At 54.2% G+C, this 25367-nt stretch carries 17 protein-coding genes; 10 read left to right on the top strand and 7 right to left on the bottom strand.

Going from position 1 to position 25367, the window contains the following annotated elements; genetic code table 11:
• Positions 1-34: 34 nt before the first annotated feature.
• Positions 35-490 carry a chemotaxis protein CheW gene (locus C5Y83_RS03025; RefSeq protein WP_158262210.1) on the bottom strand — a complete coding sequence of 152 codons (456 nt, stop codon included), beginning with the start codon at positions 488-490 and terminating at the stop codon, positions 35-37.
• Positions 487-3126 (bottom strand): chemotaxis protein CheW, encoded by a 2640-nt coding sequence (locus tag C5Y83_RS03020; protein ID WP_105328172.1) that lies wholly within the window; start codon positions 3124-3126, stop codon positions 487-489. Before C5Y83_RS03020 ends, C5Y83_RS03025 begins: the two co-directional genes overlap by 4 nt.
• A 325-nt stretch (positions 3127-3451) precedes the next feature.
• Here C5Y83_RS03020 and C5Y83_RS03015 point away from each other — a divergent pair, with 325 nt between their 5' ends.
• The 5 genes from C5Y83_RS03015 (at position 3452) to C5Y83_RS02995 (ending at position 11059) form a co-directional block, all read left to right on the top strand.
• Positions 3452-3928, top strand: coding sequence for a hypothetical protein (locus tag C5Y83_RS03015; protein ID WP_105328171.1), 477 nt, complete (start codon positions 3452-3454; stop codon positions 3926-3928).
• Between the two features lie 164 nt (positions 3929-4092).
• Positions 4093-5613, top strand: a complete 1521-nt coding sequence (locus C5Y83_RS03010; protein WP_105328170.1) for a hypothetical protein — start codon at positions 4093-4095, stop codon at positions 5611-5613.
• Positions 5614-5653: 40 nt separating this feature from the next.
• The gene (locus tag C5Y83_RS03005; protein ID WP_105328169.1) at positions 5654-6925 is read left to right on the top strand and encodes an efflux RND transporter periplasmic adaptor subunit; all 1272 of its coding nucleotides are present in this window, start codon (positions 5654-5656) and stop codon (positions 6923-6925) included.
• Between the two features lie 36 nt (positions 6926-6961).
• Positions 6962-10294: an efflux RND transporter permease subunit gene (locus C5Y83_RS03000; protein WP_105328168.1), complete on the top strand. Its 3333-nt coding sequence runs from the start codon at positions 6962-6964 to the stop codon at positions 10292-10294.
• A 63-nt stretch (positions 10295-10357) separates the two neighbouring features.
• Positions 10358-11059, top strand: coding sequence for a potassium channel family protein (locus C5Y83_RS02995; RefSeq protein WP_105328167.1), 702 nt, complete (start codon positions 10358-10360; stop codon positions 11057-11059).
• On the opposite strand, the gene C5Y83_RS02990 is transcribed toward C5Y83_RS02995, so the two are convergent.
• The gene (locus C5Y83_RS02990; protein WP_158262209.1) at positions 10999-11865 is read right to left on the bottom strand and encodes a class I SAM-dependent methyltransferase; all 867 of its coding nucleotides are present in this window, start codon (positions 11863-11865) and stop codon (positions 10999-11001) included. The genes C5Y83_RS02995 and C5Y83_RS02990 overlap by 61 nt on opposite strands.
• A gap of 137 nt (positions 11866-12002) precedes the next feature.
• Between C5Y83_RS02990 and C5Y83_RS02985 the strand changes: the two genes are divergently transcribed.
• Positions 12003-13454 (top strand): sulfatase, encoded by a 1452-nt coding sequence (locus C5Y83_RS02985; protein WP_105328165.1) that lies wholly within the window; start codon positions 12003-12005, stop codon positions 13452-13454.
• Between the two features lie 28 nt (positions 13455-13482).
• On the top strand, positions 13483-14991 hold the full coding sequence (locus C5Y83_RS02980; protein ID WP_105328164.1) for an arylsulfatase: 1509 nt from the start codon (positions 13483-13485) through the stop codon (positions 14989-14991).
• A gap of 109 nt (positions 14992-15100) precedes the next feature.
• Here C5Y83_RS02980 and C5Y83_RS02975 read toward each other — a convergent pair whose 3' ends face one another.
• Both C5Y83_RS02975 and C5Y83_RS02965 read right to left on the bottom strand, forming a co-directional pair.
• Complete coding sequence (locus C5Y83_RS02975; RefSeq protein ID WP_146117601.1) at positions 15101-16780, bottom strand: mu-protocadherin- cell-suface protein; 1680 nt, start codon at positions 16778-16780, stop codon at positions 15101-15103.
• 41 nt (positions 16781-16821) lie between these two features.
• Positions 16822-17784: a YybH family protein gene (locus C5Y83_RS02965; protein ID WP_105328161.1), complete on the bottom strand. Its 963-nt coding sequence runs from the start codon at positions 17782-17784 to the stop codon at positions 16822-16824.
• A gap of 262 nt (positions 17785-18046) precedes the next feature.
• Here C5Y83_RS02965 and C5Y83_RS02960 point away from each other — a divergent pair, with 262 nt between their 5' ends.
• The 3 genes from C5Y83_RS02960 (at position 18047) to C5Y83_RS02950 (ending at position 23650) form a co-directional block, all read left to right on the top strand.
• A complete protein-coding gene (locus C5Y83_RS02960) occupies positions 18047-19393 on the top strand; it encodes a sulfatase-like hydrolase/transferase (RefSeq protein ID WP_105328160.1) in 1347 nt (448 codons plus the stop codon).
• Between the two features lie 171 nt (positions 19394-19564).
• Complete coding sequence (locus C5Y83_RS02955; protein WP_105328159.1) at positions 19565-22180, top strand: DUF1592 domain-containing protein; 2616 nt, start codon at positions 19565-19567, stop codon at positions 22178-22180.
• A 39-nt stretch (positions 22181-22219) separates the two neighbouring features.
• On the top strand, positions 22220-23650 hold the full coding sequence (locus tag C5Y83_RS02950; RefSeq protein WP_105328158.1) for a DUF1552 domain-containing protein: 1431 nt from the start codon (positions 22220-22222) through the stop codon (positions 23648-23650).
• A 106-nt stretch (positions 23651-23756) separates the two neighbouring features.
• Here C5Y83_RS02950 and C5Y83_RS02945 read toward each other — a convergent pair whose 3' ends face one another.
• Both C5Y83_RS02945 and C5Y83_RS02940 read right to left on the bottom strand, forming a co-directional pair.
• On the bottom strand, positions 23757-24212 hold the full coding sequence (locus tag C5Y83_RS02945) for a hypothetical protein (protein WP_105328157.1): 456 nt from the start codon (positions 24210-24212) through the stop codon (positions 23757-23759).
• Between the two features lie 62 nt (positions 24213-24274).
• On the bottom strand, positions 24275-25309 hold the full coding sequence (locus tag C5Y83_RS02940) for a DUF1559 domain-containing protein (protein ID WP_158262226.1): 1035 nt from the start codon (positions 25307-25309) through the stop codon (positions 24275-24277).
• Between the last annotated feature and the right edge of the window lie 58 nt (positions 25310-25367).

Raw genomic sequence — 25367 nt, 5'->3', positions numbered from 1 at the left:
TCGCCGCCGGGCGTAAAACGAAGGGGTGTTTCGTCTAGTCGATCGACAGGACTTCGCCGGTATCTAGCAAGACCACGATTTCGGTTTCGGTTCGATAGATGCCCTTGAAAAAGCGTCCTTCGACTCCCGAGATATTGGCTGGGGCCGGGCCGATTTCGTCGCTGCTGACCGAGATAATATCGGCGATACGATCAACCCACAGGCCGATCGATTCGTCGCTGGAGCGAACTATCAAGTTGCGACTTTGCGGAGTTACCTCCGCAGGTGAGAACCCCAGCACACGCCGCAAATCGATCACCGTGGCCACATCACCGCGGAGATTGATCACACCGCGGACATGGGGTGGTGCGTGGGGAACTTCGGTCAGGTCCAGGTTTCGATTGATCTCTTGCACGTAGTCAATCGGCAACGCCAAGAGCAGATCGCCCACGTAAAACGTTGCTAATTGCAATTCGATCGAAGTGGCACGGGTTGCAACAGCAGCACTCATGATAGACATCCTTCGGCGACAACGGTTTGTTTTGTACGGGGACGAGCGTTCTGTGTCAGCAGACGCCAAGTGGCGGCCATGACACGTTCGCGATTCATTTTGATTTGATAGTCATCCACACCAGCTTCTCGGCCGGTTTGCTGATCTTCGTCACTAGCAAGCGACGTCAATGCAATCACCGGCAGCACCTGCAAATGCGGGTCGGTCTTGATCTTGCGAGTCAACTCGAAGCCGTTCATTCGCGGCATTTCGATGTCGGTGATCACCAGGTCAATGTGCTCTTCGCCAGAGGTAAGCAAGTCCCAACCAGCTTGTCCGTCTTCGACGTCCACAACGTGGAATCCTTCGGAGACGAGATACTCTTTGGCTTGCTTACGGAAGAAGGACGAGTCCTCGACCAACAGGATGTGGTACGGTTCCTCTTCGACGTGCACGTGGGCTTTTGGCTTGTCTTCGAACCACTTTGGATGAGAGGCCAGGGCCAGTTCGTAGAGATCGAGCACGCGGACGGTCTTTTCTTCCACCACCATCGATCCGGCAACGCCTGGTTCGCGGAACGTGTTGCCATCGATTTCGACGTAGATATCGAGGATATCGTTCAAGTCGGCAGCAATCAGGCCAATCTCACGGCCTTGAATCTGGAAGACCACAACATGGACGTGCTGTGTTTCCGGACGCGGCTGAGCTTTGATAAATTCGCCAACATCCAGCAAAGGTAAGGAAGTTCCGCGGTACTGAAGCAGTGCTTGACCACCAATCGTATCGATTTGCTCGGTGCGAATGCGTTCGATACGAGCGATCAGACTCATCGGAATCGCGAACAGATCACGCGGCGAATTGCTGAACATCAACAACGATTGACGTTCTCCCTTTTGATACGAATCTTCGCCAGACTCGGCTTTCGTCGTCTCTTGTTCGTGGGTTCGCAGATCGCTCTTGGCGGCAATTCCCGACACATCGAGAATCGGTGCCACGTGGCCATCGCCCAGAATTGTCGCTCCAGCCAAACAAGTGCACGACTTGAGGTGGCGTCCGAGCGGCTTCACAACGATTTCTTCCGAGTCGTCGATCTCGTCGACAACAAGTCCGTAGCGGAACTGTCCACTTTCGACGACAACGATTTGGCGCGCCTTGTCTCCGAAACCAAGGCCAGTCCCTGCTTGATGGAAGTTCATGACTTCGTCCAGTTCCACCAGTGGTAGCAGGGCACCTCGTAGTCGAAGAACGTGAGCCCCCTTCACTTTGCTGATGCGTTGGTTGGTCTCGCTGGCACGAACGCGAACAAGTTCCACGATATTGACCTGCGGAATCGCGAAACGTCGCATATTGCTGCGAATCAGCATCGAAGGAATGATGGCCAGTGTCAGCGGTAGCGTTATTTGAACGGTCGTTCCCGTGCCGAGCTTTGTCTCAATATCGACGGCACCACCAATCTTTTCGATATTGGTTCGCACCACGTCCATGCCGACACCACGTCCGCTGACGTCACTGATCTTCTCGGCAGTCGAGAAACCAGGATGGAATATCAGCCAGACGGCATCTCGTTCCGACATTTGAGCCGCACGTTCGGCCGTGATAATGCCTTTGCTGACCGCCTTGTTCTTGAGTCGGTTGGTATCGATCCCACCACCATCGTCACAGATATCGATGCGAACCTTACCGGCTTGATGGTAAGCACGCAGCGTAATTGTGCCGGTTGCTTCCTTACCATTCTTCATTCGCAACTCTGGCATCTCGACGCCATGATCGACCGAGTTGCGAACCATGTGGGTAAGCGGATCGCCGATGGCCTCAATGATTGTCTTGTCGACTTCGACCTCGCCACCTTCCATAACCACTTGACAATGTTTGCCCAGCTTCGCGGAAAGGTCGCGGACAACGCGTGGAAACTTGTTAAACACGTTGCCGATCGGCTGCATGCGGGTCTGCATGATCGCTTCTTGCAACTCGCTGGTCACTTGATCCATGCGTGCGGCGACCGCCTGCATGCCACTGCTCTCGACATTGCTAACCGTTTGCAACAACTGGTTACGTCCAAGAACCAATTCACCGGCCAGGTTCATCAAGCGATCTAAGACACCCACCGGCACACGAATGCTTGATTCGACATGCGGAGTTCGGCTTGGCGTGGGTGCTTCGACTGGTGCCTTCTCTTCCACGATCGGCGTGGCTTCGTGAATCGGAATATGGTCTTCCGGTTTGCTAATCGTTTCCGGAGTCGTATCAGCTTCGATGGTGACAGCTTCGCTTGGTCCGTCGTTGATCTCGTTGAGCAGCACGATATGATGGGCGACGTCGACCTCATTCGAGTTTTCGACATCGTTAATGAGCCCCGAAAGGGCATCGGCGGCCTTGAGCATCACATCGATGATGGTCGAGCTGGGCGCGAGCTCTTTGGTTCGCATTTTGCCGAGGACGTTTTCCAAGGCATGAGACAACTCGTTAATTCGAGTCAACCCCATGAAACCGGCAGCCCCTTTGATGGAGTGGATTGCACGGAAAACCTTGTTGACTAAATCGACATCGATATCCGCTCCGCCGGACTCGATTTCAAGCAATTGCCCTTCAACGTCGGCAAGATGCTCGCGTGATTCCGTCACAAACTCGGCTAATAGTGCTGGGTCGTCAAACGACATTGGTTATCTCTCCACGTACAGGTGTCGGTTTGCATAGATTTAGGTCGTGCGTAGAGGAATGCGCAGCGGATAGACGACGCAAAATACGAATTTCGGCTTAGCGCATTCTTCGAGGTCCAGCTGTATCGATTACTCTTGCCATGCCGCTTTTCGCAACAAACTCTATCGCTTATCTAATGAATCCGTTCTGCCCATATGGGGGACGCCTAAGTAGCAAGCCAGCACAGAGTTTGCATCGATCGCAAACGGCATTTCGACCCTCTGACCAAGTGGTTTACCAACGACCTCCGCTGATAGGTAAAGGGAATTTTCGTAGAATCAGACCATGGAAGAAATCAACGCCTATCACGAAGCTGGACATGCGCTTTTAGCGATTCTTGTGGGTGCCCGCGTGCGTCATGTGACCATCGAGCCTGATAAGGACGATGGTCCCGATCGCTTTGCCGAGATCCAAGTTGAATGGCCGCTCGATCTTTTCACGGGTAAAGAGATCCGCAAAAAGATGGTTCTGGTTGCTTTAGCGGGTCCCGTCGCCGAGATGATCCACACAGGCGAACCGTACCACCCAGGCTTCCAGGAAGAGTGGGCGGGCGACTGGCAAGCCGCCTGGGAGGCGGCCGAAACGATTGTCCCTGCGCCGCAAAAACGAGTCACCTACCTCGAAAGAACGACACGATCGATCTACGAGCTGTTGGATGACGATCGCCATTGGGCCGCCTTGGCTGCGATTGTCGACGACCTTCTCGCCCACGAAACCCTGGAAGGAGACCACGTGGAAGAGATAGTTCGAACCTGGCTCTAACAACGTCGCTCGTTTCGACAAGCGTCAGGGAAAACCTCGATATTCCTTCATAAGAACTGCCTTAAAATACGTAGTTTCGCGCTCTATCAGTTGTTAAACTAGGTGGGTCATGATTCGCTTAATGTGATCTTTTCCTCGATGACCCTACTGCAGGACAGACAACTATGATTCGCCCTTTTCTTTGGGTTTCCTTGGCGCTGCTTTTTTCCAGCACGCTCACTTCTCTTTCTCAGGCCCAGTTTCGCGAGTTGACCAAACGTATTCCCGACGGGGCCAATACGATCGTATTTATCGATGTCAACAAGCTGCAAAACAGCCCGCTCGGTAAGTCGGAGAATTGGCGAGCCAAGCAGGAAAAGTCATTCGAGGCAGGCCTGGAAATGGTTCCCCCCCAGGCATTGGAATTTGTCGCGGCTGCAAAGCTCGACTTGGCGAGCAAGCAAGCCGACTGGCAAGTGGGCTTGATGAAGCTGGCTTACGATCCTTCCATGGCCAAAGTTGCCGTGCGTTACCAAGGAACTACCGACATGATCGCGAATCGCTCGGTCGCCGTGATTCCAGGCGACATCTACATCGTGAAGTTTCTGGAGAACATCATTGGCTACGGCATGCCAGCCAATCGCCAAGATGCGGCTCAATGGATCAATCGCTACTACGACAATTCGCTGCGTGGTTTGAGCCCCTACCTGTCGGAAGCAGAAACATTTGCCGACAACGGCTCGCCGATCATTGTTGCTCTTGATCTGACCCATGCCGTTTCCGCAGGCCAGATTCGTCCTCGTTTGAACGAGATGGAATCGCTCAAAGGCAAAGACATTGATCTCGATAAGTTGGCCGAAGCATTGGCCAGCATCCGCGGTATCTCGTTGGGTGTGACCGTCAACCAAAACATGGTGGGTGCCGTGAAGGTCGACTTCGCCAGCGACATTAGTCTTCTGGGCGACGCCGCCAAGCCGCTGCTGTTGGAAGTTCTCGGTCGGCAAGGAATGATGATCGACGAAGTGCGTGATTGGAAGCCAAGCATCAACGGCAAGACCATCCAGTTGACCGGCACGCTTTATCCAAGTGGCTTGCGACGTATTTTGAGCCTGGTCGAAACGCCACCTTCGCTGCAAGAGGCGGTGGCCAAGACGAAGGGCGATCCTCAGGAAGCGGAAACTCAATCGGAGAAAGACTTGACGATCGCTGCCTCAAAGCTATATTACACGTCCGTCGTTTCGCTGCTGGATGAACTGCGAAGCGACAAAAAGCATCGCACCACACTTGGCCAAATCAGCGTGTGGTTCGATAAGTATGCTCGTCGAATCGATCGTTTACCGATCGCCAACGTCGATCCGGAACTGCTTGCTTACGGCAAGTATGTTTCCGACACCTTACGAGGTGGTAGCACCGACGTGACCGACGCAGCAGCTCGCAAACGCGTTCGTTCGCAACAAGTGCCCGAACAGTACGACATCTCGACTTATTCCACCCCGATCGGTGTCACGGACTGGAGTGGTGGATACAGCTGGAACGGGTGGAGTGCCACGCCAGACTGGGAACGAACGGCCAAGCTGCAATCGCAAGTTCGCACGGAAGAGAACATCAAAGGTGCTCGCTCGGCGAACGTTGTGATTAGTGAACTAGACGGGGCAACGGCAGACATTCGCCGCAAGATGACGCAAAAGTACGGCGTCGAATTCTAAAGCTTGCGGTCCCCGACGATTTCACTTGCTGAAGGACACCATGCCCTACACCGTTGATTTGCGATCCTCGGATCGTCCGTTGTTTTGTTTGGTGATGTGCTTCGCTTTGCTTGCTAGTTGGACGGCCGCCGGATGTGCGCCGTCCAACGAATTCAAAGCCCCTCCTCCGCCGGAGGTCGACGTTGCGTTACCACTGGTACGCGATGTTTCGATTTACGCGGAAGAGACCGGCACGACCGAAGCCGTTCAGCAAGTCGAAATCATGGCCCGGGTGCAAGGGATCTTGGAAGAGGTCCGCTTCGAGCCCAACGACGATGTGAAAGCAGGCGACATTCTCTTCATCATCGAGAAGGCCAAGTACCAAGCCGAATACGACCTCGCCGAAGCCGACTTGAAGCTCCGCGAGGTTGCCGAAAACAAAGCGAAGATCGAATACGATCGCCAGAAAACACTCTTCGAGAAGAAAGCCACGCCGGAAACGAACCTGGTGGCGGCGAAAGCGGAATACGACGGTTCACAAGCCGAGATCGAAGCCGCCAAAGCCCGACGCGATGAAGCGAAGCTGAACCTGGAATACACCGAGGTTCGTTCTCCTATCTCCGGTACCGTCGGCAAGACGATGGTCAAACAAGGCAATCTTGTCACGTCGAGCCCAGCATCGCATTTGACGACGGTTGTTTCGTACGACGAAATCTACGCCAACTTCTCAGTCAGTGAACGCGCGTTTCTGAAATTCATTGACCTTCAATCCTCTGAGGAACGCGAAAAGTCGAAAGACGAAGTCGTTCCCTTGTACCTCGCCCGGGCAACCGACGAAGGGTTCCCATTCTACGGAACGTTCAACTACGCGGATCTCGCAGTGGATCAAAGTACCGGGACGTATGCCGTGCGAGGTAAGTTCGCCAACCCAGATCGCAAGATCTTACCGGGCTTGTTTGTTCGCATTCGGGTGAAGACAGGCGACCTCAAAGACGCTCTCCTGATTCCGGAAAGAGCAACCGGATTCGATCAGGCGGGCACCTATGTGCTGATCGTAAACGACGAGAACAAGGTCGAGCGACGCGACATCGAACCTGGCAATAAGTTTGGATCGATGATCGTGGTACTCAATGGTTTGAAGGCGGAAGATCGCGTGATTATCGACGGGGTTCAGATGTCCCGACCCAATGCGATTGTGAATCCTGGCAAGCCGATCGAGCTGACCATCGACGATTCACTCCTGAATCCACAAGTCCCCGAACCACCCAAGTCAGACTCGAAGGACTCGCAGCCGGAACAACCCACTCCGACGCAGCCAGAATCGACTTCGTAACCCATCACTCGCTCTACTCGGGTTGGAATCGCGCGCATGTCCCGTTTCTTCATTCATCGGCCAATCTTTGCGACCGTTATCTCAATCGTAATCGTCCTCGCTGGGGCGGTTGCTCAGACAACACTTCCGGTCGCCAAGTTTCCGCAAATCACTCCCCCAACGGTTCAGGTCACCGCGTTTTACCCTGGTGCCAATCCACAGGTCATCGCGGAAACGGTCGCTTCGCCGATCGAGCAGGAAGTGAACGGCGTTGAAAACATGTTGTACATGTCGTCGACCTGTTCCGACGACGGTTCGTACACGCTGAACGTGACGTTCGCGACCGGTACTGATATGGATATGGCGACGGTGCTCGTCCAAAACCGTGTCGCGATTGCCGAGCCGAAGCTACCGGAAGATGTGCGTCGCCAAGGGGTGACGACGAAGAAGCAATCGACGCAGATCGTTCAGTTCATCACGCTCACGTCCGAGAACCCGCTGCATGATGGGCTGTTCCTCAGCAATTACGCCACCATCAACATGCGCGATGACCTGGGGCGAATCGACGGCGTTGGTTCGATCAACATCTTCGGTGCGGCCAACTACAGCATGCGAGTCTGGATCGACCCGACTCGGCTCAAAACCAGAAACCTCACGACCAGCGACGTGATTGCCGCTATCCAGGAACAAAACGTACAGGTCCCAGCGGGACGCGTGGGTGAACCGCCAACCTCAGACGACACCGCGTTTCAAATGGTGATCAACACACAGGGACGCTTGGCATCGACCAGCCAGTTTGAAGACCTGATCATCAAGACGAACGAAGGATCGGGGATCACTCGACTCCGCGATGTCGCGACGGTTGAACTTGGAGCACAGACCTACAACTATCGTGCTTATTCCAATGGAGCTCCCTGCTCGGCGATTGCCATTTATCAACTGCCAGAGGCGAACGCCCTCGACCTGGCCGTGGCAGTGAAAGCCAAGATGGAGGAGATGAAGCAGAAGTTCCCCGAAGGAATGAGCTATGATATTCCTTTCGATACCACTCGCTTTGTGGAAGCTTCCATCGAAGAGGTTTACACCACATTATTCATGGCCGTGCTGTTGGTGGTGCTGGTCATCTTTATCTTTCTCCAAGACTGGCGAGCAACGCTGGTTCCCACGGCCGCCATCCCGGTCGCGTTGATCGGAACGTTTGCCGTGATGGCCGGGCTCGGCTTCTCGATCAACATGCTGACACTGTTTGGAATTGTCCTGGCGATCGGCATCGTCGTGGACGACGCCATTGTGGTGGTGGAGAACACGGCCCGCCATTTGGATGCAGGTCTTTCGTCGAAAGAGGCCGCGGTGAAAGCGATGGACGAAATCACCGGTCCGGTGATCGCCACCACGCTGGTCTTGCTCGCCGTGTTCGTGCCGACGGCATTCATGGGTGGTATTGTCGGCCAGATGTATCAGCAATTCGCCTTGACGATCTCCGCGGCGGTGATGCTAAGTACGATCAACGCGCTTTCGCTTAGTCCAGCACTTTGTGGACTTTTACTTCGCCCCTCGGCAGAAACCGCCAAGCGAGGCGAATTTGTTCCGCGTACGGTAATCGCCTTACTCTTTGGTGCAATCGCTTGCTGGTTTGCGTATCAATACCTCACCGGCTTCGGGATGACCTCGTGGGCGGTGGCCGTCATTGCGCCGATTGTTGTTGCAATCGGTGGGTGGTTCTGTGGCTCGCTGGTCAATGGAATCTTGAAGCGATTCTTCTCCGGTTTCAATTCCGTGTTCGATTACGTAACCAAAGGCTACACCGGAATCGTCGGTGCCCTCGTCCGTCGACTCGTCGTTGCGATGGTGATCTTCTTCGCGTTATTAATCCTGACCGGAATGGGGTTACGTTCGGTCCCGAGTGGCTTCCTTCCGATCGAAGACCAAGGGTACGCGTTCGCAAATATTCAGCTTCCCGATACCGCTTCGCAGGGACGAACCGATGCGTTAATGCGGAAGGTCGACAAGATCATGTCGGAGACCGAGGGAGTGGCCGATTGGGTTTCGGTGACGGGCTATTCGATTCTTAGTGGAACTCCCGCGTCAAACAGCGGAATGGTCGCGATCGTGTTCGAACCGTGGGAAGACCGCCAAACGCAAGCCCTCAGTCAAATGGGGATCCTGAAGCGACTTCAAGTCAGCTTATCGCAATTGAAAGAAGCCCAGGTTGTGGTCTTTCCTCCGCCACCGATCGATGGTCTCGGCAACGCAAGTGGCTTCCAAATGCAGATTCAAGATGTCGGCGGGGCAGGGCTCACCTCACTGCAATCACTGGCCGATGAAATGGTCCGCGATGGTAACTCGCAATCAGGCCTCACGCGTCTAAATACGACGTTCCGCTCGAACGTTCCGCAGCTGTTTGCCGATATCGATCGCACCAAAGTAAAGAGCCTGGACGTGCCGCTCAATTCGGTCTTCAGCACCATGCAGGCGTTCATGGGCTCGGCCTATGTGAACGACTTCAATCGCTTTGGGCGAACGTGGCAGGTTCGAATTCAAGCCGCGCCCCAATACCGTATTGAAGCGGACGATCTGTTGCGGCTTGAAGTCCGAAATGCCGAGGGGAACATGATCCCATTGGGCAGCTTCACGACCGTGGAGAAGACCGTCGGTCCGCAGATTATCCAGCGTTACAATCTGTTTCCTAGTGCACAAGTCAACGGCGAACCTGCCCCCGGACATAGTTCCGGCCAGGCACTTCAGTTGATGGAAGAGATGGCTGCCGAGAAATTTCCCCGTAGCGTTTCCTTCCAGTGGACCGGGATGTCGTATCAGGAAAAGCTGCTCAGCGAATCGACCTCGCTCACAGAAAACCCAACTTTCATTTTGATTCTTTCCATCGCATTGGTTTTCTTGGTGCTGGCTGCTCAGTATGAAAGCTGGACCAGTCCGATGGCGGTGATCGCGGTGGTTCCGTTGTCGGCATTGGGCGTGGTATTGGCGTTGTTATCACGCGGGGCGGACAACAATGTGTACACGCAAATTGGTTTGGTCTTGCTCGTTGCCTTAGCCAGTAAGAATGCCATCTTAATTGTCGAATTCGCCGCCGAACAACGTCGCGATGGCAAAGGTTTATTGGAATCGGCCATCAATGCGGCAACACTCCGCTTCCGCGCGATTCTGATGACGGCGTTCTCCTCGATCCTTGGCTTCCTACCGCTGCTGGTGGCTTCGGGGGCCGGTGCGGCGAGTCGTCAGGCGGTGGGCAATGCGGTGGTTGGCGGGATGATGGCCGCGACACTTTTCTCGCTGCTCTTCGTGCCGTCGTTCTTCGTTATCTTCCGTGGACTGGGAGAGATGTTCGATAGCAAACCGAAGAACCAGACGACGGCCGAAAACACGACTTGATCTGCGTGTTACAATCGGGAACGTCGGTGAATCGCTCGTTCTTCATCTCCGAGAGACCTCCTCGTGTCCAGTAAGCATCAACCATTTGTTCGGAGCAATCGCCTTCGCTTCTCGCTGTTGCTCTTATCACTGATCGCCGCCGTGGTCGTTGGCCCGCTGTTCGAGAATGCGGCGTTCGGTCAGTACCTTCAATTGGCCTTCTTGACACTCGTGTTCGCTTCGTCCGTTTATACAAACTGGAATCGCCACGTCATGGTGTGGGTGATTTTGACGGTGGCTATAATCGGCTTGTCATTACACTGGGCATCCCTGTTCTATCCCGGCGGCGGTGTATCGATCGCGAAGTTCATTGGCGGCTTCGTTTTTCTAGGAATGACAGCGTTTCTGCTGTTGAAGTCAATTTTCGTCGAGTTTCAAGCCAAGCCAGACGCATTGCTGGGCGCGGTTTGCGTTTACTTACTGCTCGGTTTTATGTGGGCTTTGGGTTATTCGGCGTTGATTTACATCGAAGAAACACCGTTTTATTTTCCCGATATCGATCTAGCAGCAGACGATCATCCCCATCTGTCGACGTTCCTGTACTTCAGTTTCGTCACGATGTCGACACTGGGCTATGGCGACATCCTTCCGACAAGCGATCTTTCGCGGACCTTGGCCTGGCTGCAATCGGTTACCGGACAGTTCTATTTGGCCGTGCTGGTTGCCTACTTGGTAAATATGTTGCCCAACTCACCGGGCGGCTCGCCCGCGGAACCAAAGCCATAACGAAGTAGTTGCCCCATCCGGCGCAAGCTGGCAATTTTCTGCGAGAGACGATATCCGTATCGCATCCAAGCAGAGGCACGGCGGATCTGCTGCTGAGGGGCTCCGTCGTGCTCTTCGATGAGCTTTAATCCGGGCACGCTAGTCTCGAGCGACCTGGGATCGTTCAGCGCGAATTTCAACCTGGCATCTCCGAGACGCAGCGAAGGGAGTCGATTCAAGTACGAAATTCCCCAGCGATTGTAGGCATCGAAGAGGACCTCGCCTGCGGGGAACTTCCTTACTAAATCGTTTAGCACCTGCGTGACTTCGCGGGATGCAAAGTAAGCTAAGATCCCTTCCGCTACGACCACCACTGGACCAGTAGATTTAATCGCATCGAGCCAACCTGGCTGTAAGATCGAGGCCTCCAGAAAGTGACATCCTTCCCGTTCTGGAAAAAGTGATCGTCGCAAGCGAATGACTTCCGGGAAGTCGACTTCCCACCAGCACACTTCCGGCGGCGGATCAATACGGAAGATGCGACTATCGAGTCCACACCCCAAGTGAATGACCGTCGGAGATTCGTGGGCGACAAGAAAATCACGAATCCAATCGTCGAGCGTATGCGCCCGTACGGCTAACGCGACAAGTCCATCGTGCGAAAGCCGGATCTTGGAGAAATCGAAATCGATCTGTTCTTTCGCCTCTGCCGCGAAGTGATCTTGCAGCAGCGAATCGGCCAACCGGCTTTCATCTGCCCGACCACCCAATGTGATCAGCAGCGTCTGCTGGAGGCTGTTTAATTCGACCGGGATCTTTCGCTTCACTGACAACGGTTGGGTGTTGATTCGTTTTCAATTAGGATGAACGCATCACCTACCTTAAACTATTTGCGGGAATTCGTTGTCAGTTTCCGCTCATCCCCTCCCCGAAAACTCTCACTTCTCTGCGATAAGGTCGACTCATGCCCCGATCCCGCTCTTGGCTACCGCTTTTGGCACTTTTGCTGCTCCCTCTTCTGTCGGCGATTGCTACCGCCGCGGACGATACACGTCCCAACATTTTGTTCCTGTTCACCGACGACCAAGCCCCCTGGGCGCTGAATGCCTCCGGCTACGACCAAGCGCATACGCCTGTGCTCGATTCGCTCGTAAAGGAAGGCGTTTATTTAACCAACGCGTTTACGGTAACGCCCGTTTGCAGTCCTTCGCGGGCGTCGCTAATGACCAGCCAGTACGGGAGCGAACTGGGAATCACGGATTGGCTTCATCCTCAGCGTGAACCAGAGGCTGGCCTGAAGCCTGGAACGCTGACATGGGCCAAGGTATTGCAAGACGCCGGGTACCGTACCGGATTGGTTGGCAAGTGGCATCTGGGGCTAACCGATGCGATGCATCCCACCAAGTTTGGCTACGACTACTTTATGGGTTTCCGAGGTGGTGGCAACTCGCCCAAAAACCCCACCCTGGAAAAGAACGGCGAGACAAAGAAGTTCGAAGGTCTGACGCCTGATATTCTGACCAATCATGCGCTCGAATTTCTGAACGTCGATTCGGACAAGCCGTTCTGTTTGTCGGTTCATTACCGCGCCCCACACGCTGCCTGGCTTCCGGTGGCGGACGAAGATTGGGCTCCGTTCAAGGATCTCGACCCGATGATCCCCAACCCAGATTACCCGAAATTAAACGTCGACCGCGTGAAGAAGATGACCCGCGAATACCTGGCCAGCGTTGCCAGTGTCGATCGTAACGTTGGTCGTATTTTGAATCTCCTGAAAGAGAAGAACCTGGACGACAACACGATTGTCATCTTCTCCAGCGATCATGGGTACAACATGGGACACAACGGCATTTGGCACAAAGGAAACGGGCACTGGGTACTGACCGAGAACCCGCCGTTCACCAAAAACATTCCCAAAGGCCAGCGACCGAACATGTATGACAATTCGATTCGGGTTCCGACGATGATTCGTTGGCCTGGTGTCGTGCAGGCAGGGAGCACGATCGATAAGACCGTTTCCAATCTCGATTGGTTTCCGACCCTTCTGGAAATGGCCGGTGCCGAGTTGCCTGCCGATGCTAAGATCCACGGCAACAGTTTTGTGCCCCTGCTAAAAGGTGACGATGCCAAATGGGATAACGACTTTTACGCCGAGTACAGTACGAAGCATCAATCGCACACGCACATGCGGATGATCCGTACATCGGAGTGGAAACTGATTCGTGACTTCTTGAATGAAGGACGTGACGAGCTTTATCACCTGACCGAAGATCCAGCGGAAGCGAATAACTTGATCGCCTCGAATTCGCCAGAAGTCCAAAGCGTGATCAAGCAATTGGATGCCAAGATCTTAGCCAACATGCAGGCCATCAACGATCCGGTTTTGAAAGAAGCCAAAGCGAAGTCCTCCAACTAGCTCATATCCCCATCCCCGAGAGAGTCTCATGCGTTCGATCATCATTATTTGCTTATCCGTTGGATTGGCGGTATCCGCTTGTACCAATTCGTTTGCCGAGGAAGACAGTCGGCCTAACATCGTACTGATTATGTGCGATGACATGGGGTTTTCTGACATCGGCTGCTATGGCGGCGAGATTGATACCCCGAACATTAATCGTCTGGCCGAAGAAGGAATGCGGTTTCGCACTTTCTATAACAACGCCAAGTGCGAACATACGCGTGCTTCGCTTTTGACCGGTCGCTGGTGGCATCATGTGGGTGCGTCCGCCAATGTTGTTTACAGCGCGCCAACGTTTGGCGAACGCATGCGTGATGCAGGCTATCGCACATTGATGGTCGGTAAATGGCATGCGGGACAAACACCGTACCAACGAGGTTTCGATCGATACTACGGACTGACCGATGGTTGCTGCAACTTCTGGAACCCTGGGCATGCCCGACCTGATGAAGCAGAACCAGCCAAGAAGAAGGTTCGTCGCTGGGCGATCGACGATCAAGAATTCTTACCCTACACGCCGGAGTCGAAAGAGTTCTACACGACCGACGCATTCACGGATTACGCCGTGGATTACCTGGAACAATACCAAGAGGAGACCAAGCCGTTTTTGTTGTACGTAGCCTATACGGCCCCGCATTATCCGATGCATGCGAGTGAAGAAGATATCGCTAAGTATCGCGGTCAGTATGGGAAGATTGGTTGGGATAAGCTGCGTGAACAACGCTTTGCTAAGCAGCAGAAGCTCGGTGTGTTGCCGCCCAATGCGGTTCTTTCACCACGTGATTCGGGACTCCCGGCATGGGATTCGATTGCCCAAGAGGATCGCGATTGGTGGGACCTCCGCATGGCGACTTACGCGGCGATGATCGATCGCATGGATCGCAATATCGGCCGCATTTTGACGAAGCTGAAAGAGACGGGCAAAGCCGACAATACGATCATCTTCTTTCTATCGGACAATGGCGCCTGCGAAGACTCGTCTGACCGTTCAACCGTGAAAGGATCGCTGCCGTGGGAAGTGACCAGCTATTTAACGCAGGGAAGAACATGGGCCAACGCTTCCAACACCCCGTATCGAAAGTACAAGACGACCGATTACGAAGGAGGAACGCGGACGCCCATGATTGCCTGGTGGCCGAAGAAAATCGCGGCAGGAAGTCTGACCGATCAAGCGGGTCACTTGGTCGACTTCATGCCCACGATGCTTGAACTAGCGGGGCAACAGGTGACACCGGAGTTAGCCGGACATTCGCTCGTGCCAACGGTCACCGGTAAGGAGGATACTCGCCCTTGGCCAATTTATTGGCAATTCGGAAAGGCACAAGCGATTCGTGACCGAGACTGGAAGTTGGTCAAACTTGGCAAGGGTGATTGGGAGCTGTACAACCTGGCGAACGATCCGACCGAACTTCATGACCTGGCGAAAGAGCAGCCAGAGAAAGTAGATGCCCTGTCGAAGCAGTGGAATGCGTGGTGGAAGGACAAGCAGAAATAAGTCCGGCTTGCTACAACTCCTTGTCGATATTCGATGAAAAGAAAAGCCGCACGATTCGCTGAGCAGATCGTGCGGCTTTATTATTTCTTAAAGCAAGGTAAGCGTCGGATTACTGAGGCGTCTCTGCTGCGTCTTCCGATTTATCTTGCTCTGGTTCCGGCAGTCGAACCATCAACCAGGTTTGCGTCTGGTCTTTGCCGAAGTGCACCAATGCGGTCGCTTCGTCCTGGGTCAGGTTATAAATCCCGGTTTCCATGACAATATCTTCGTCCTTGCCATCGGCAAACTTCCAAGCTGCCCGCTGAGTCTTTTGATCGACCATCCCTTCCAGCGGTCGGTCGGAACCGGTGATGTCGTTGTAGAACGTTCCAGCGATGATCCCTTCCTTGCTGACGGCCAGCTGAATCATCAACCCCGTATCGGTGGCCGTTTCTTCCGAAATGGCAAACACGCCCAGCGGCATCCATTCGACCTTGGCGTCGTCGACATTCTCGGGAACACTATCCGCGATATTCACCGCCTGGTTGTAGTACTGGTCGGCTGAAGCGTACTGCTTGTTGTCAACGTAAACATAGTTGTCACGATAAACAACGGTCGAACCATAGTCGTACGCGTACGGCTGCGTCCAGGCACCCCACGTGAACCAAGATCCGAATGCTACCCACGTTGCGGGTCGCCAGCACCATCCTGCCGGATAGTGATTCCAGTGATTGTGCCAGTGCCAATGGGGATTGTTGTGATACCGGTTACCGTCCCACCAGTTGGGATTGAACGGGCGATTCCCGGGAGGACGGTTCACCCACTTGTTGCGAATGTTGTTGATGTTCTTATCGCGATCAATGTTGATGTTGATATTGTTGCGATCGCCATTACCGATGTTCGGACGATCTGGTCGATTGGGACGGTCACCGATACCAGGGCGGTCACCGATGCCAGGGCGATCACCGATGCCAGGGCGATCACCGATGCCAGGGCGATCACCGATACCAGGGCGATCACCGATACCAGGGCGGTCACCGATACCAGGGCGATCACCAATACCAGGGCGGTCACCGATACCAGGTCGATCACCAATACCAGGGCGGTCACCAATACCAGGGCGGTCACCGATACCAGGGCGGTCACCGATACCAGGGCGGTCACCGATACCAGGGCGGTTGCCACCACTACCGGGGCGTGTTGCCGGCCGGGTGGAAGGACGATTCGAAGGAATGGTACCTGGTAGGTTCAGGAAATCCTTCAGGTCGTTGTTGCTAGGACGCGCAAATCCTGGATCGGAAAACGCAGGACGATCGAAGCCTGGGTTAGGCTTGATGTTGGGGCGCGAGAAGTCAGGGCGATTTCCATCCTTAATCCCAGGAATGTTCACGCCAGGTCGTGTTGGTTTGTCAAAGGTTGGTCGATTCGTATTGGGCCGCTCGATGTTAGGCCGACTAATGTTGGGGCGCTGGGGCGTCGGCAGATTCATGTTCGGCCTTGATGCCGACGGACGCGAGAACGATGGCTTGTCTCCCGTTGCAGGTCGGCTGAACGTCGGGCGACTCGAAGTGGGACGGCTGATGGAATTTCCCCCGGTTGCCGGTCGGGTGACGGCCGGGCGACTCGGAGAGGGGCGGCTCATTGAAGGGGCGCGCGAGCTAATATTAGGCCGAGAACCGCCCACACCACTTATGCGACCACCGCCGCCTCCGCCACCACCTCCGCCGCGGCCACCGCGGGCAGAAACGTCGGATACGACCAAGGCACCGATTACCATCGCGACCAGCAGGGTCGTCAGTTTTGTCTTCATGGATTGGAATCCTTCTGATTTGGGGCTATCGCGTGGGGGCGTTATTCGGAGCGAATGATCGTCAACGTGTCGATGCTCGGCAACAGGTCGCCATCAACCTGGCGACCGATCGAATGGAATTCGATCGTGTTTTCATCCATCAGGTCGTAGATATTCGTTGACGAAGCTCGACGACCGTCGGGCAGCACGTTCAAGGTTTGAACGCTCCAGCGATTGCCGTTGTTGGACCACAGACCGGCACCGAAGCCGCCATCGGAATCGAATGTCCAAGACCGAATTGCATTGTTGCTCGGGTCCCAACCAATGACCTGAGTTCCCTCGAAATCGACGCGATCTTGAATGTAGACGCGGAACGTGCGAACAATGAAGTTCTGATTGGTTGTCCAGCGACCGGTCGTTTCGATCGAAGCGTTGTCCCCTTCACTATCGACCCAAGTCCCAATCATCCAATCCAGGGCTTGAAGTTGCTCGTAATGTGTCGGAGCGGGTTCCGGTGCGGCTTCCTCTTTAATCGTATCAATTCGCCAGCCTTCGGCCGTTTTTACATGGATGGCTTCGTAGGTTGTTTCGCTCGGATCTTGATCGGCGACCATCACCACGGCGATCCCTGTTTCCGAGGCGACCCGCGGCGAGACCATTTTGACCTGCGTGTCGCGCAGTTCTAGCTTGGCACCGGGCGACTGTTTGAAATACTCGGCGAACTCCGTTTCCATCGCCGACTTGCCTTTCGAGACCTTGCCTGAGGGTGCGACATACTCGCCATCCTCGGTCCAATGCTCGGCCAATGCCTTGGCGTCTCCTTTATTGAACGCGGCGGTGTAGGAATCGATGGCCTTGAAGATGGCCGACTCGTCCTCGGTCAGGGCAATCTCTTCGGTAGAAGCTTCTTCCGTGGAAGTTTCCTTTTCCGCAGGAGGCATCGGAGCTTCTTTCTCCGCTTCCTGAGACCATGCAATCCCAGCTACGAAAAATGTCAGCAGCAAGCCGAATCCAATGTTTTTCATGGGGCACCTGAACAAGTAAGATGGTAATGCCGTGTCGCCTACCGAATTCTGTGGTTGGGGCTATCCGTCGGACGAGCAATTAGCTCAGTCTCAACTGTCAACATACCTCTCTGAAAATAGGAAGGCCACCTGCGCCGGTCATTTAGCGCAGTTTTCATCCATCCATGCCCCTAAATGGTTAATGCAGCCCAGACGTAGACAATCCGCCCAATCGCGCCAAATCGCACAAAGCATACGCCTCGTTCCGTGAGATTAATGTTCTATGAATCGCTTTCAAACTCTTTGCGTTGCCCTCTCTGTCACCCTTTCCCTTGGCGTCATCAACGACCTGGTAATCGCCGCGGAATCGGATCCGGCAAGAACGGGGAAGCCAAATATTGTGCTTCTCTTCTCGGACGACGCTGGCTATCACGAGTTCTCGTTGCATGGTGCCGATCGATTCCCAACGCCACGGATTGATTCAATCGCACAAAACGGAGTGATGTTCACCAACGGTTACGTTTCTGGAACCGTTTGCAGTCCCTCGCGGGCCGGGCTGCTAACGGGACGATATCAGAATCGCTTTGGGCACGAGTTCAATATCCCTCCGGTCTACAGCGAGACGAACGGCTTACATCTGGACGAGACGCTTTTGCCCGCCGTTTTGAAGGAAGCCGGATACCGGACGATCGCCTTAGGGAAATGGCACTTGGGCTACGCTCCGCAGTTTCATCCCATGTCGCGTGGCTTCACGGACTACTACGGATTCCTGCAAGGAGCTCGTAGCTACTTTCCTTTGAAGAAGCCAACACGATTGAATCAATTGCTGCGGGATCGCGATCCAGTGCGGCCTGAGAAGTTCGAGTACATGACCGACGAGTTGGCCGACGCGGCTGCCAAGTACATCGCCGACTCAAAGGACCAGCCGTTCTTCATGTATGTCGCGTTCAATGCGATTCACACACCCAACCACGTTTTGCAAAAAGATCTGGACGCTCTCGGAGATGACCAAAAGGACGCTAAGCACCGAGCGATGACGATTGCTCTTGATCGAGCGGTCGGTGTTATTCTGGACGAACTCGATCAGCAAGGACTCACCGACAACACGCTGGTGATCTTCCTGAACGACAACGGCGGCGCACAAGGTCACGACAATTCGCCACTACGGGGCCGCAAGGGAAGCACATGGGAGGGTGGAATTCGCGTTCCGTTTGCTATTCAATGGCCGGGCGTTTTGCCTGCCGGGAAAAAAGTCGATGAACCGGTCATCGCGCTCGATGTGTTTCCCACCGTGATGCACGCTGCCGGGATTAAGCAAACGCCAGGCAAACCTCTCGACGGCGTCGATCTGCTCCCCTTCTTAACGGGTAATTCACCGACGCTACCGCATGACACGCTGTATTGGAAAAGCGGATTCAACTGGGCAGTTCGCGAAGGGGATCTGAAACTAGTGATGAGCAACGGTGGCTCTGGCAAGCCAGAGCTGTACGATCTGGTTAACGACAAAGAAGAACAAACTAATCTCGCTGCTCAACACCCAGATAAAGTTAGCCAGTTAAAAGCCAAATACGATGCGTGGAAGAAGGACTTTCCAAAGCCCACATGGGGAGGAGGAGGCAAGAAGAAGTAAGCATGCGAATTAAGTAGACATGTTTCGAGCCGATGGAATTCCGACCGAAAATTTGACAGCATGACGCCGCTCGCTTAGAAATCTAATTACCCCACATTGAACGATTTCTTCCTTGACACGCGTTCGGCGTCGGCAGATCGCCCTACGGTCTCTTTCTGACGGCTAACCAGCATGACGAGACGATCGGCCTTTTTTCCTATTCGGGGGCTATTTCTTGCCAGTTTGGCATTATTGGCTTTGCTGCCCTTCCGCCAAGTTGTCGCCCAGGACAATCAAGAGACCGCCCGGCTGTTCGAGACGGAAGTCGCGCCGATCTTAGCGAAGCATTGTCTGGAATGCCATTCTTCTGCGAAAGCAGAGGGGAACTTAAATCTCGCCCGACAATCGTCCGCCCGGGAAGGGGGCGAAAGCGGTCCTGCGTGGAAGCCGGGCGACGCCGAGGAAAGCCTACTTTGGCAATTGATCGAAGCGGACGAGATGCCGCAAAATCGCCCGCCACTGAGCGCCCAAGAGAAACAGTCGCTCAAACGGTGGCTCGACGCAGGTGCCCTCTGGACACTACGTGAGATCGATCCTGCGTCCCATCTGCTGGCGCGCAAAGCAGAGAACTGGGTCCAACGACTCACGCAACAGGAATATATCGAAACCGTTCGCCAAACGTTTGGAATCAACATCGAGCTCGACGCTCAGAAAATTCTTCCCCCAGACGTTCGCGCGGATGGATTCTCGAACACTGCCTACGGGCAGACCATCGATTTAGAACATGTCGAAGCGTATGCCAAGCTGGCCGAATTGGTCGTCTCACGAATCGATCCGGTTCGATTTGCCAGCCAATTCAGTAAGCGAAAGAGTCTCGCCGACAAGGACATGCGGGAGCTGATCTCGAAGATGGGACGCCGCGTGCTACGGGGGCCGCTTACCGACCGAGAAGTTAAGATCTATCTGCAAATTCCACAAGTTATCGGCCGTGAGAAGGGAACGTACGCCGAAGCCGTTCGTTACCTACTAACGGCCATGCTTCAGTCGCCGCGATTTATCTATCGTTTGGAACAACAAACAGGCGAAGGACCGACGATTCGCCCCAACCAGTTTGAGTTGGCGAATCGGCTCAGCTATATCGTTTGGGGAGGGCCGCCAGACGAAACACTTTTGGCATTGGCTTCCACCGACAAGTTGCAGGGCAGGGAGCTCGAGCATCAGGTCGACCGGATGCTGAGCGATCCGCGAGCCGTCGATCAATCGATTCGTTTTGTTCAGCAGTGGCTCGATCTGGGTAGGCTAAAAAGTCTACGTCCAAACGAAAAGCATTTTCCCAACTGGGATGCGGCACTCGCCGAAGACATGCAGGACGAGACACTCGCGTTCTTTCGCGAAGTCGCCTGGCAGCAGAAACGGCCATTAGCGGACTTAATGAATGCCCAAGTCACGGTTGTTTCGCCTCGCTTAGCTCGTTTTTACCAGCTTGGGCAAGGGGAAGCAGGCGGCAACATCGCAACCAATACTTCCGATGGACTGCTCGCTCTTTATAACTTTGAATCGGGTTCCGGTGATCGGATTCGCGAATCGTTAACCGCCGATGCTTCGTTGGGATTACGAATCTTCAGCCCTGCCAATGTGCAGTGGACCACGGATGGCCTGGAGGTTCTTCAACCAACACGAATCGCCACGGAGAAGCCACCACAGCGTTTAGTGCGAGCGATTCAAAAGTCGAATGAGATGACGATCGAAGCCTGGCTGACTCCGGCGGACGATCAACAGGAAGGCCCCGCCCGTATCGTTTCGATTTCCAATAATCCCAGCCAACGCAACTTCACCCTGGGACAGGACAAAGACAAGTTTGACTTCCGCCTACGTGCGAAAGGGACCGATCGCAACGGTATTCCTTCGGTGAGTAGTAAGCCGAAGTCTGCTCGTAGCGAAAAGACGCACGTTGTCTTCACCTGCGATACCAAGGGCACATCGCGTCTGTACATCAACGGCAAGTTAGAAGGGGAACGTAAGAACATTGGCCCGATCGTCGGCTGGGATGGCAGCTATCAATTGGTCTTGGCGAACGAAGCGACCAACGATCGTCCTTGGCTGGGAACGCTTCATCGCGTGGCGATTTACGATCGAGCCCTGAGCGAGTCTGAAATCCTCGCACAAAGTCAGCCGATCAAAAAGTACGATCTGACCGAGATTCCCCACCGCGGTGGTCTGCTTACGCAAGGAAGTACCCTGACCATGGGAGGCGATCACGCTTCGATGGTGACACGTGGACTTTTCATTTTGCACGAGCTGCTTTACAGCCGTGTCGGTCAACCGCCACCGTGCGTAGACACAACACCGATTCCCACGAAGCCAGGACTTACGAAACGGGATGTCGCGCTGCAGCGTATTAACAACAATGCTTGCGGCGGTTGCCATTCCCGCTTCGAGCCGCTCGCATTCGGTCTCGAGCGGTTCGATGGGATTGGTGTGTATCACGAGCAAGACGAACATGGCAATGCCCTGCGTGACGATGGCGAGATTATCTTGCCTGGCGCAGAGAAACCTGTCTCGTACCAATCATCCAAGGAACTAATGGATATCCTTGCTTCGAGCGAACGTGTGCGCATGGGCATCACTCGCAAGATCACACAATTTGCCCTGGGACGACCCCTTGTTCAGGAGGACGAAACGTACCTCAACCCCATCCACCAGCAAGCTCAGCAACAAGGCGGTACCTACGCCGCGTTGGTGAAAGCAATCGTCCTCAGCGACTTGGTTCAAACCACACGTGTCGTCCAGCCTGACGACGCGAATTAATCCCACCTTCCTGCTACCCTTCCTATCGGATTGCTCCCCATGATGAAGTCACGTATCAACCGCCGCACGCTCTTGAAAGGGCTTGGCTCGGTGACGATTGGTTTGCCCCTTCTGGAAGAAATGCTCGTCGCGCCTACCCAGGCCGCCAGCGAGAAGGCCATCCCGGTCCGCGCGTTCAACGTCTTCTTCGGTCTCGGCATTCCGGCACCGTTGCAAGCGGAAGGCTACGATGGTGTCTTGGAACCGCTCAAGCCGCTGAAAGAGAAACTTCTATTGATGCAGAATGTCGATCATGTTCGCTGCGACATGCCTGGCATCAATGCTCATTACGATGGATCGGCCGCCGCGTTCGTCGCCATGCCCGCCGATGGAACGGCGAAAGCCGGAGGCCCTTCGATCGACCAAATGGTTCGAGCCGAGCATTACGCCGACGGACTACCACCCGGGATGATTTCGACATTGGTCGCTGGTACGTTCTTCCGGCGCAATGATCGCGTGGTGCGATACATCCACAGCTTTACTCAAGATGGAACGCCTGCCGCTTCGATTCAAGAGAAGCCGCGCGAACTATTCACACGGATCTTTGGCAAGGAAGCGGCCGAGGCTGATCCACGTCAACAACGTATCACCAAGAGCGTACTCGATAGCGTCGTCGATCAAGCGAAGTTCTACACAGGGCAGAATTCGCCTTTGGGTGATGTTTCAAAAGCCCGATTGGCCGATCATTTGGATCGTATTCGCGAGTTCGAGCAGCGAACATTGAAACACGACCAAGAATCTCGCGAGCGGAGAGCAGCCCGAGAGATGCCTGCTCCATCTCGCATTATTCACGGTATCGAAGCCGATCCAGGCGGGCAGGGGATCGATATTACGCTCGACGAATTGACCGAGGAATGGCGTTTGATGGCCGATTTGTACGCCCTGGCAATTCAAACCGATCGTACCCGTTTCGGTTCGCTCACCTTCTTATCCGCCGGCGAGCGAATTCGCTTGACGGGCAAGTACGAATACGAAGGGAAACAACGCTTCGTGTTCGACGACGCCAAGCAACACAACGCGACCGGCGATCAAGGTTGCAGCCATGAATGGTGGCACAAGTTCAACGAGAAGAAAAAGAACGAACAACTGCGTGCTCATGTTCACATGAAAATGCGAGAGATTGCCTACTTCCTGAAACTACTTGACGGCGAAGACGCGGTAGAAGGGAACGGGAAGACGATTCTCGAGAACTCCTTGATCACCATTTCTACCGAATCGGGGGATGGTCGCCACAACAACGTGAAACGAGAACTCTCCGGCGTTTTCCATGCGATCACCGGGGCCAATGGCCGATTCAAGACCGGGCAACAAATGAACGTCGCCGCGGAAGGACTCGATACTTACAACACTATTTTGCAAGGTATGGGCGTCTCGCAACGAATGGGCCCGCAGAAGAGAGAATTTCACTCGGCCGATACCATCCGTGCTTAAGAAGGGCAGGGGAGTAGACCACGGTCGAAGTTTCACACAAATAGGCCAGCGTTATGTTAAATAACGCTGGCCTATTTTCTTGGCTTTGAATGGAGAATTGAGCGAGTTACTTTAAGTCAATATCGAACGAATTTTCACCCTCTTTGACTTCGTATTCCAATCCGCTCGTCGAAAGTTGCCGATACTTGAACGCGAATTCCGCTGCGGTCTTCTTCGGTTTGTTGATGTTTGGATTGTCGAGCAATTCTTCGGCCGACGGCTCCTCGTCTTCCGCCCCGAGCTGCGATGCCGGGGGTTGGATCATCACGCGGTAAAGACCAACCGGCAAGTTGCCGTCGTTGTAGGAATCGATTTTGTACGCTCCATCTTCCAGCGTGCTTCCAAAAGCCGCAACGCCGCTACTGGTATGCATGAAGACTACCTTCGTGTCGGAGGAAAGTATCTTCCCTTTATTGGTCAACTTTCCATCGACCGTTCCGGTTGGGCCCGAATCGCTTCCAGAAAAACAACCCGATAGTAGCAACGTACCAACCAGCAAACTCAATGATACAAATCGTCGCATTACCAAACTCGCTCACATGAATCACGTGTGAAACTGAAAATACGCAAACCGCCCGGTTCAGCCTAATTGTTTGCTGCCACCCGACCGTCGTCGCGAGTTGCCATCTGCTTGAGTGTTTCGAGGTTAACTGTTTCCGGCAGAAAGTGAATCGAACCATCCGCATGACAAACCATCACACCGCCAGGATGTCGCGAGGTCAGCGGATTGTTGGCTCCAACGTTACTGGCCATCCCAGGGAACACCTGAAATGCGAACGGTTCTTGGTTGGGAGAATAGCGAATCGTATTGATGTTGAAGCAGCGTTGGTCGCTATTGGAACCGTTGTCGAGATTCGGTGGATAACCCGTTACGCGGTTCCCCATGGGCCAACCATGGGTTGTTCCCGAAGCGGAAAGCTCGGAATAGCTACCATCGAGTCGCTTCAGAGCCCCGGAAAGCTCGCCCAAGATCAGCGTGTTCGACGAACCATCGGTGCACGACTTGAACCCGGTCGAGTAGTTCGGCAACATCATTCCACCGCCAGATAGCAATGTCGGTTGACCAGAGACCGTAACCGTGGAAATTCGGTTTTCGGTGAAGGTAGTTGGCTCGGCACATCCGGAGATGCCAGCGTAATGGGCCATTGGAGCGTAAGAACTCGCGCTTTGGATCGGACCAGTCGACGAAGGACATCGCATCACATCGATAGCACCGGCAGCCAGAATGTACTGGCGGTTGAAATCGCCCGCACTACCAGAACCTTCGTTGATGTACCCAGGAGACTCACCGACGAAGGTCATACTGTCGTACAACGGGCCTTGTTCGATGAAGGGAAGCATCAAGCCGTAGAAACTAAAACCAAAGCTATTCCCACTCCCTCCCCCATTTCGCGGGACCGTTGAACTAACCGATCCTGGAGGGAAACCTAAAAACTGATCGTGGTAGGTATGCAGGGCAATACCAAGCTGCTTCATATTGTTTGTGCACTGCATCCGCCTTGCAGCTTCCCGGGCTTGTTGTACCGCTGGCAGCAACAGCGAAACGAGCACACCGATGATGGCGATGACGACCAACAGTTCCACTAAAGTGAAACCACGTAGAGAGTTATGCGATTTCATACCGCATGGCCCTTTCGGATAAGGTTCGTAGAGACCAGGCAAAATTCGGAAAGAGATT

Origin of the sequence: Blastopirellula marina, assembly GCF_002967765.1 — a bacterium.
GTDB lineage: Bacteria > Planctomycetota > Planctomycetia > Pirellulales > Pirellulaceae > Bremerella > Bremerella marina_A.
The sequence above is the reverse complement of the archived record's forward strand: the minus strand, read 5'-3'. Positions and strand labels throughout refer to the sequence as shown.

What these genes read in the sequence shown, in the direction of transcription:
- C5Y83_RS02955 (WP_105328159.1), top strand. Translation starts at nt 19,565, where the DNA reads ATGACGAGACGATCGGCCTTTTTTCCTATTCGGGGGCTATTTCTTGCC.
- C5Y83_RS02980 (WP_105328164.1), top strand. Translation starts at nt 13,483, where the DNA reads ATGCGTTCGATCATCATTATTTGCTTATCCGTTGGATTGGCGGTATCC.
- C5Y83_RS03010 (WP_105328170.1), top strand. Translation starts at nt 4,093, where the DNA reads ATGATTCGCCCTTTTCTTTGGGTTTCCTTGGCGCTGCTTTTTTCCAGC.
- C5Y83_RS02975 (WP_146117601.1), bottom strand. Translation starts at nt 16,780, where the DNA reads ATGAAGACAAAACTGACGACCCTGCTGGTCGCGATGGTAATCGGTGCC.
- C5Y83_RS03000 (WP_105328168.1), top strand. Translation starts at nt 6,962, where the DNA reads ATGTCCCGTTTCTTCATTCATCGGCCAATCTTTGCGACCGTTATCTCA.
- C5Y83_RS03005 (WP_105328169.1), top strand. Translation starts at nt 5,654, where the DNA reads ATGCCCTACACCGTTGATTTGCGATCCTCGGATCGTCCGTTGTTTTGT.
- C5Y83_RS03020 (WP_105328172.1), bottom strand. Translation starts at nt 3,126, where the DNA reads ATGTCGTTTGACGACCCAGCACTATTAGCCGAGTTTGTGACGGAATCA.
- C5Y83_RS02940 (WP_158262226.1), bottom strand. Translation starts at nt 25,309, where the DNA reads ATGAAATCGCATAACTCTCTACGTGGTTTCACTTTAGTGGAACTGTTG.
- C5Y83_RS02965 (WP_105328161.1), bottom strand. Translation starts at nt 17,784, where the DNA reads ATGAAAAACATTGGATTCGGCTTGCTGCTGACATTTTTCGTAGCTGGG.
- C5Y83_RS03015 (WP_105328171.1), top strand. Translation starts at nt 3,452, where the DNA reads ATGGAAGAAATCAACGCCTATCACGAAGCTGGACATGCGCTTTTAGCG.
- C5Y83_RS02960 (WP_105328160.1), top strand. Translation starts at nt 18,047, where the DNA reads ATGAATCGCTTTCAAACTCTTTGCGTTGCCCTCTCTGTCACCCTTTCC.
- C5Y83_RS02945 (WP_105328157.1), bottom strand. Translation starts at nt 24,212, where the DNA reads ATGCGACGATTTGTATCATTGAGTTTGCTGGTTGGTACGTTGCTACTA.
- C5Y83_RS02985 (WP_105328165.1), top strand. Translation starts at nt 12,003, where the DNA reads ATGCCCCGATCCCGCTCTTGGCTACCGCTTTTGGCACTTTTGCTGCTC.
- C5Y83_RS02950 (WP_105328158.1), top strand. Translation starts at nt 22,220, where the DNA reads ATGATGAAGTCACGTATCAACCGCCGCACGCTCTTGAAAGGGCTTGGC.
- C5Y83_RS03025 (WP_158262210.1), bottom strand. Translation starts at nt 490, where the DNA reads ATGAGTGCTGCTGTTGCAACCCGTGCCACTTCGATCGAATTGCAATTA.